General features: G+C 34.6%; 6 protein-coding genes. 4 read left to right on the forward strand and 2 right to left on the reverse strand.

Translation table 11 applies throughout. From position 1 onward, the window contains the following. The 4 genes from DD829_RS24110 to DD829_RS11355 all read left to right on the forward strand — a co-directional run. A partial coding sequence (locus DD829_RS24110) for a hypothetical protein (RefSeq protein ID WP_228408172.1) occupies window positions 1-191 on the forward strand: 191 nt, incomplete at its 5' end. A 108-nt stretch (window positions 192-299) separates the two neighbouring features. Continuing rightward, complete coding sequence (locus tag DD829_RS11345) at window positions 300-956, forward strand: hypothetical protein (protein ID WP_108410590.1); 657 nt, start codon at window positions 300-302, stop codon at window positions 954-956. A 9-nt stretch (window positions 957-965) separates the two neighbouring features. After that, a complete protein-coding gene (locus tag DD829_RS11350; protein WP_108410591.1) occupies window positions 966-1,604 on the forward strand; it encodes a hypothetical protein in 639 nt (212 codons plus the stop codon). Window positions 1,605-1,830: 226 nt separating this feature from the next. After that, complete coding sequence (locus DD829_RS11355) at window positions 1,831-3,075, forward strand: hypothetical protein (protein WP_108410592.1); 1,245 nt, start codon at window positions 1,831-1,833, stop codon at window positions 3,073-3,075. 8 nt (window positions 3,076-3,083) lie between these two features. Here DD829_RS11355 and DD829_RS11360 read toward each other — a convergent pair whose 3' ends face one another. Then, window positions 3,084-4,058, reverse strand: a complete 975-nt coding sequence (locus DD829_RS11360) for a hypothetical protein (RefSeq protein WP_108410593.1) — start codon at window positions 4,056-4,058, stop codon at window positions 3,084-3,086. Between the two features lie 162 nt (window positions 4,059-4,220). Beyond that, entirely contained in the window at window positions 4,221-7,058 is a 2,838-nt protein-coding gene (gene polA, locus DD829_RS11365; protein ID WP_116547754.1) for a DNA polymerase I, read from the reverse strand. Window positions 7,059-7,681 lie beyond the last annotated feature (623 nt).

Consider the following 7,681-nt stretch of genomic DNA (forward strand, 5'->3'; position numbering starts at 1 on the left):
ATGAAATACTAACTATTCAAGAGGGAAATTTGATCGATTCTAAAATTTTCAGTCATGAAGAATATATTAATTTTAAATATAATCATTATCTGAATTTTATAAATTCTGATGAATATGAGATTTATAAACAAAGCTTATTGATACAAATACAGAATATTACAAAGAAAAAAGAGAACTTCATCCAAATTTAGCTACGTGGAAGAAATTTGTATTTAATGAAGATGAATTAAAACGAAGTATAAAAAGACATATACTTTCTTTTATAAAAAAATCCATCAGAAAAAACTAAAAACACACAAATGAAAACATTCTCCCTCACAGGCGGCGCGAGAATCGGCAGAGCCAATGCAACCTACCCTTTCGCAAATTTATACGTAGACGAAAATACCCTGAAAATAAATGCCTCACTGGCAGGAAATCTTATCTTTCAGCCACAGGATATTATTTCGATAAAACCCTATTCTTCGGTTCCCTTCATCGGAAAAGGTATCAAAATTCTGCACAGAGTTGAAAACTACAATCAGCACGTTGTGTTCTGGACAATGACAGATCCTGAATTTGTAATCAGCGAAATTAAAAAGACCGGATTTTTGGAGAAAACTAATTTTCCTTTAACCGAAAAAGATTTAACGATCGTTCAACAGCAAAAACAGGGCGGATTTCCATTAAAACCTTTTGTGAAAATCGTTGTTATAGTAGTTTGGAATGCTCTTTTTTTATATGATTTTATTCCGTTCTTTTTAGGAAACAATGAAAAACCCCCTTTTGGCAAGGGAGTCTGTACAGCATTGGGATTACTTTTTACTACAGCTTTACTCACCTTAATTTCAGGAGATTTCCGAAAACTGATTTTAAAAGAAGGCAGAACACTGGAAGATATAAAAAAGTCAGCTATTTTTATCTTACTGATCAGCGGAATTATGTTTACCGCTTTTCTTACTTTTGCTTTATCATAACTTAATAAGATGATTTCTAAAAAGTTACTTCGCATCAATATAGCTGTTTTATCCCTGCTTATCGTTGTTTATACTTTAGGAAATTATCTTATTCTTTATCCGATAAAGTTTGATTTCCTGACCGTTATTTCGGAAAGTCAGCCGCATTATCTTCTTTTTATTATTGCTTTTTTTGTTCTTATTTCATGGTTAATAAGCCATGTCAGAATTAAGAATTTAAATCCTAAAAACAGATTTCTTCTGACTTTTACCATTTTGTGCGGAATAATGCTTTTATGGATAGGTTATTATAATCTAAGCACTTTCTTTAATACCCGAAAGGCGATTACGAAAAGTGAAAATGAATACATTCAACAGGCAAAAGAAGACATTAAAAATGATCAGGTTACTTTTAGATTTACCGGAGGATTTGAATTACCAAACAATGACCGTAAAATTGATATAAAAATTGACAGCATTCAACAAAAATATGGAGTCCGAAGCCAAAATACAGGCTGCATTGTAGACGAAATTGATGGTAAAGCTCAGGAAAAATATATCGAAACAGTAAAACCGTACTTAGAAAAAAGAAATGGAAAAAGCTGGGAAAGTAAAATGCAGAGTGAAATCAACAAACTGAAATTAGCCGAATTATCTACTCAAAAATAATTTTCATTAATAATCTAGTTTCTAAGAAAAAATCGTTAAATTTAAAACAAACTAACAATCAGTTATTTAAATTGATTTTAATAACCTTAAAAACTATAAACATGAAATTATCTCAACATCAGTTATCTGAAAATTCAGGATAAATTATTTCTTTTTTATCGTCATACAGGACGGATGCTTAATTCATCCTTTCATCTAATTTTTACTTCTTAAAAAACGCTCAGCCATGAAAATAGGAATCTATATATCCGGATTGGGAATTTCAAAAAGTAACTCGGTTGAAAATTATGCAGAACGGTTAAAAAATGAAATCAATTTCAATACAAATGGTTACCAGTATGAGACCAAAATCGAAAAAATCCATTACAGCAAAAACAGGGAAAGTACCGTTGTAAGCATTTTCGAAAAAGAATCACCCGAAAATCCTGTTTACAAATTTTACGATTTTAAGTACAACGAAATTCTCACCGAGGATTTCAAAGGAAGGACGCTTATTTACAAAAGTCTCTGGCTTTTCGCATTGGTTATCAGGAAATTTCCATTAATCATCAAACGGATTTTTATTCCCCAAAACTATTCAAGACCGGGACAGTTAATGTATGTTTTCTCCATATTTTTAATTTTATCGCTTTCTTTAGTTCTGATGTTTCCTGCCGTTCTCGAAGCTACAGGTCAGTTTTTCTCAAAGGAAAGCGGAAAAATGACTGAACTGAGGAAGCAGATTCCCATCGGAGACCTGAAATATATTTCGATGAAAGGAATTTTTATTGATCTTCCTAATAAACGCTATATTGGTATAGATTTTAACTGGTTTTCTAAACTGATTATTTTATTTACAGCGCTCTTGGTATTGCTTGTTCCGAACGCCAATACCATTATCACAGATCTCGCCACCAATTTTGTCTGCGCCAACGATTATTTACAGCACGGATCAAAAAAACAACTGATTCAGGGAAATTTAGAACATCTAGTAGATTATATTACGGAAAACGAAAAAGGCTGTAAAATTCATTTTCACGCCTACAGTTTCGGAAGTGTTCTTGCGTTGGACTATGTCTTTCCTTATGGTGTAAAAGCCTCTAAAAACGCTTTACAATACTGCGAAGCCATCGTTACTATCGGAACGCCTTATGAATTTGTAAATTCTTATTATCCTGAATTTTACAACAATCGCCAAACCCAACCCGGAGATCAGCTTCAGTGGTTGAATGTGTACTCTGCAGCCGATGCTTTAGGTTCCAACTTCAGAAAAGACGGAATTGCCGGAGACTCTGAAATCTCTTTCAAAGGAGCTTCCAATAAGCCGTTTAATATCAACTATGAGGTTTATCCTATCGGAAAATTCAGCATTATTGATTTTATTATGCTCTACAGCATCAAAGTTCATGATATGTACTGGGACGAAAATACGGAAGGACAAAGCTGTCTGGGACTGGTTTATCAGGAAATGAAAGGGAAAGGTTTGATATAGAAAATTTATTATTTTACAGGTTCATAAAAATAAGGCGGTCGCACTCCCATTGGCGGAACCACAAAAGATCCTTTATTCGAAAAATAAGTAAAAAACCCGTTTTCTTTGTTTGATTTATCAGGATAAAAAATTAATTCTACAGATTTTATTTTATCAGAATCATTTTGAATTTCACCCATCTCGAAATATTCAAATACAAAAGGATCATCCGGAAAATCATAATAAGTAATTTCCTTTTTATCAAAGTCGATATAAGCATTCTGATTTTTATCTCTGAATAATTTTTGAGTTCTAAAATAATTTTCGATATCACTTTTATTATTAAATGGAATAAATGCTGCCTTAGGATTTGCAAACAAATAATCACTAACCGATTCTGTACTTAATCCTAGAAGCGTAAGTTTTTTTCCTTCAAGTCTAAAATAAAAATGATAAGTCCCACCCTGATTTTTTGAAATTCCTATCGCAAAAAAATTACAGGATGTTTCAAGTTTTCTGTTTTCTTTAAAAAATGATTCTGAATGTGATGTATATGTATTATCAAAATCTCTTAAGGAAAAATCACCTTTATTTTGTTTAACGAAAAATCCTGTTTTAGAAAATTCACAATCGCCTAAATAAATGGGAGAATCTGTAAAATTTACATTTTCAAAAACATCCTGATTAAACCAGTCAATTTCATCTTCTAAAGTAGAATTTATTCTCAGAATAGGATATGGACCGTCATGATAAAAAAGCATCATTCCTAAATCAGCATCAATGTATTTATCGATATTTTCAGCTTTATGAGAATTAAAATCTTTAACAAAATTTGTAAAAACAATAAGAGAATCTTCTTTTACATATTCTTTTGTTTCCTTAGTAATTTTTTTCACTTCGGAGCCATTTTCATTATGTTCTTTTTCACGTAAATTAAAAAAGAAAACAGAAGAAATTACAATAATAAAAAATGCAGTAAGAATATATAGTTTTGTTTTTTTCACAGTTTGAGTTTTTTCTAAGCCTTACATTTGAAACTAATTGTTTGAGAAAAAATGCTTCAACACACTCAGCAGGATATCTCTAATACTAACTACCTTATTTTAGCGGCTCATTCGTAGCGATGTCATGCTGAGCTTGCCGAAGCATCTCAGAATTTTTTAATATTAATGCGCTTCCAGCCAGTTATTCCCTACTCCAACCTCAACCAATAGCGGAACCTGCGTTTCAACGGCGTTTTCCATTTCCATTTTAATGATGTTTTTGGCAACTTCCACCTCATCAATCGGGGCTTCAAAAATTAATTCGTCATGCACCTGAAGCAGCATTTTTGTCTGCAATTTTTCCTTTTCCAGTTCTTTCTGAATTTTAATCATCGCCATTTTTACCACATCTGCTGCGCTTCCCTGAACAGGAGCATTCACTGCATTTCGTTCCGCGTGACCGCGAACGACAAAATTATTGGAATTGATGTCTTTTAAATGGCGTTTTCTGCCTAAAAGTGTTTCCACATAACCGACTTCACGGGCTTTTCTTACCTGTTCCGCCATGTATTCTTTCAGTTTTGGATAGGTTTCAAAATAGGCTTCAATCATTTGTTTGGCTTCTGTTCTTGAAAGTCCGGTCTGCTCTGCCAATGCAAAAGCGCCCTGTCCGTAAATGATTCCGAAGTTTACGGTTTTTGCCTGACTTCTCTGTGTTTTGGAAACTTCTTCCAATGGAATATTGAACAGTTTCGCCGCGGTAGAAGCGTGAATATCTTCCCCGTTCTGGAATGCTTTAATCATATTGTCTTCCCCGGAAATTTCGGCAATCAGACGCAGTTCGATCTGGGAATAATCGGCAGAAATAATTTTCTTTCCTTCTGCTGAAACAAACGCACCACGAATTTGCTGACCTCTAAGAGTTCGGATCGGTATATTCTGTAAATTCGGGTTTACACTCGCCAAACGACCTGTTGCAGCCGTAGTTTGCGAAAAATTGGTATGAACACGGTTGTCTGTTTTTTCAATCTGTGACGGTAATGCATCAACGTAGGTTGATTTTAATTTCTGATAGGTTCTGTATTCCAGAATATGCTTGATGATTTCGTGCTTTGAAGACAGTTTTTGAAGGACATCTTCCGAAGTTGCATACTGTCCGGTTTTTGTCTTTTTCGCTTTCGGGTCGAGCTGCATTTTTTCAAATAAAATTTCACCCAGCTGTTTTGGAGAATTCATATTAAATTCTTCCCCTGAAATTTCAAATATTTTGGATTCGAGTTGTCTTAGATCGTTCTCAAGATCAATACTTTCCTGAGCCAGCCATTTTTCGTCAAGAGAAATTCCCTCCAGTTCCATTTTTGCCAAAACTTCCATCAAAGGCATTTCTATACTGAAGAATAAGTCTTCTAAATTTTCTTTTTTAAGCTGCGGCGCAAACAATTCGTACAACTGGAAAGTTACGTCTGCATCTTCTGCAGCGTAATCGGTCTGCGTTCTGAGATCCGCATCACGGAAAATGCCTTGTTTTTTTCCTTTTTTACCGATGATGGTTTCGATGGAAACAGGTTTGTAATTTAAGTAAACTTCCGAAAGATAATCCATCCCGTGTCTTCCGTCCGGATTTAAAAGGTAATGCGCAATCATGGTATCAAACATGGCTCCTTTTACCGTAATATCGTATCTTTTAAGGATTTTATAATCGAATTTTAAGTTGTGCGCTACTTTTACCAGATCTTCTTTCTCGAAAAACGGTCTGAAAATTTCCAGTGTCTGTAAAACTTCTCCCTGATCTTCGGATAAAGGAACATAATACGCCAATCCTTTTTTGTAGGAAAAACTCATCCCGACCAATTCGGCTTCCAGTTCATTAAGAGAGGTGGTTTCGGTATCGAAGCAGACTACTTTTTGTTTTAATAAATTATTGACTAAAATTTTCTGTGCTTTCGGATTATCTACAAACTGATAAAGGTGATCATTCTGCTCAATCGTCGATTTTGTGGATGTTGCCTGATCGAGATCTTCATAAGTGGCAAAAAGATCCAACTGTCCTACTGCCTGTGCAACTTTTTGCTGAGGAGTTGTTTCCGTAACGGTTACTTCTACTTCTGTAACCACATTTGGCGCTGCAGCCAGAGCAAAAGCACGATAAAGGTTTTCGTATAATCTCCGGAATTCTATTTCTTCAAAAACTTCTTTTACTTTCTCAAAATCAGGAGTTTCCAGATCGTACTGTTCCTGATGAAATTCTACAGGAGCATCGCAGATAATGGTCGCTAATTTTTTGGATAAAATTCCTCTTTCGGCTGAAGCTTCCACTTTTTCTTTCAGCTTTCCTTTAAGCTGATTGGTGTTGGCTAAAAGATTTTCTATGCTTCCGAATTCTTTCAGGAATTTCATGGCTGTTTTTTCACCAACGCCTTCCAGTCCGGGAATATTGTCGACTGCATCTCCCATCATCGCAAGAAAGTCGATTACCTGTTTCGGGTCTTCAATTTCGTATTTGGCTTTGACTTCTTCAACGCCTAAAATTTCAATGTCACCACCTTTAAGTCCCGGTTTATAAATTTTGATTTTATCGGTTACAAGCTGTGCAAAGTCTTTATCCGGCGTTACCATGAATGTGACGTAGCCTTCTTTTTCTGCTTTGCAGGCAATGGTTCCGATTACATCATCTGCTTCATATCCCGGAACTCCCAAAATGGGAATGTGCATTGCCTCTAAAATCCTGTGAATGTATGGAATCGCATTTTTAATGGCTTCAGGCGTTTCGCTTCGGTTCGCTTTATAATCTGAGAAGTCTTCCGTTCTTATACTTGCCTCTCCTACATCAAAAACCACTGCCAAATGAGTTGGTTTTTCTCTTCTGATCAGTTCAATTAAAGAATTCGTAAATCCGAAGATGGCAGAAGTGTCCAGACCTTTACTTGTAAGCCTCGGATTTCTGATTAATGCGTAATATCCTCTGAAAATCATCGCATAAGCATCGATGAGAAATAACCTTTTATCTTGTGTTGCGTCCATATTTTCCATAAGGAACAAAGATAAGAAATTACTTTTCTTTTTCTTTTGTGTTGAATTAAAATAACGGTACGAATTGTCTTCTGAAAGAATCTAAATGTTGAATTCTATTCTAAATATTTTTCTTTTATCTTGAATAAAGTTCAATACTTTTTTAGCAATGCCCGTGTCATTCTGAAAAAGGAAGAATCTAAATGCTTTTTTATTATAACATTTTCTTTTGTCTTGAAACAAAAGAAACAAAAATTCAAGACCGGGAAGCTGAATGCTAAAAATGAATCCTATGCTCTAAAAATTCTAAAACTCGCGCGAATGGTAAATTGGTTCTTCAGTTTAAAATTCTGTCGCGCTCAGACAGTAGAATTTTTTTAACGTTCATCTGATTCATTTTCTTAACGCTTCAGCTTCCGAAGTCGATTTTCAGGCAATATGAGCTGTCATTCTGACGAATGAGTACTAATTTTGCTGCAAATTATAAAGGTTCCGTTGTCCTAGCCTCGATTGCAGCATTTGTCTGAGCTCATTTCTTTAGTTTCGGCTGCGGCGGCTTTGCCGTAGTCATGGTCGGAAGATTTTTTTTATTATTTTGAATAATGTTTTTTTTAATTTAACTATTTGATTTCCAA

The sequence above is a fragment of the Chryseobacterium sp. HMWF035 genome (assembly GCF_003094695.1).
Taxonomy (GTDB): domain Bacteria; phylum Bacteroidota; class Bacteroidia; order Flavobacteriales; family Weeksellaceae; genus Chryseobacterium; species Chryseobacterium gambrini.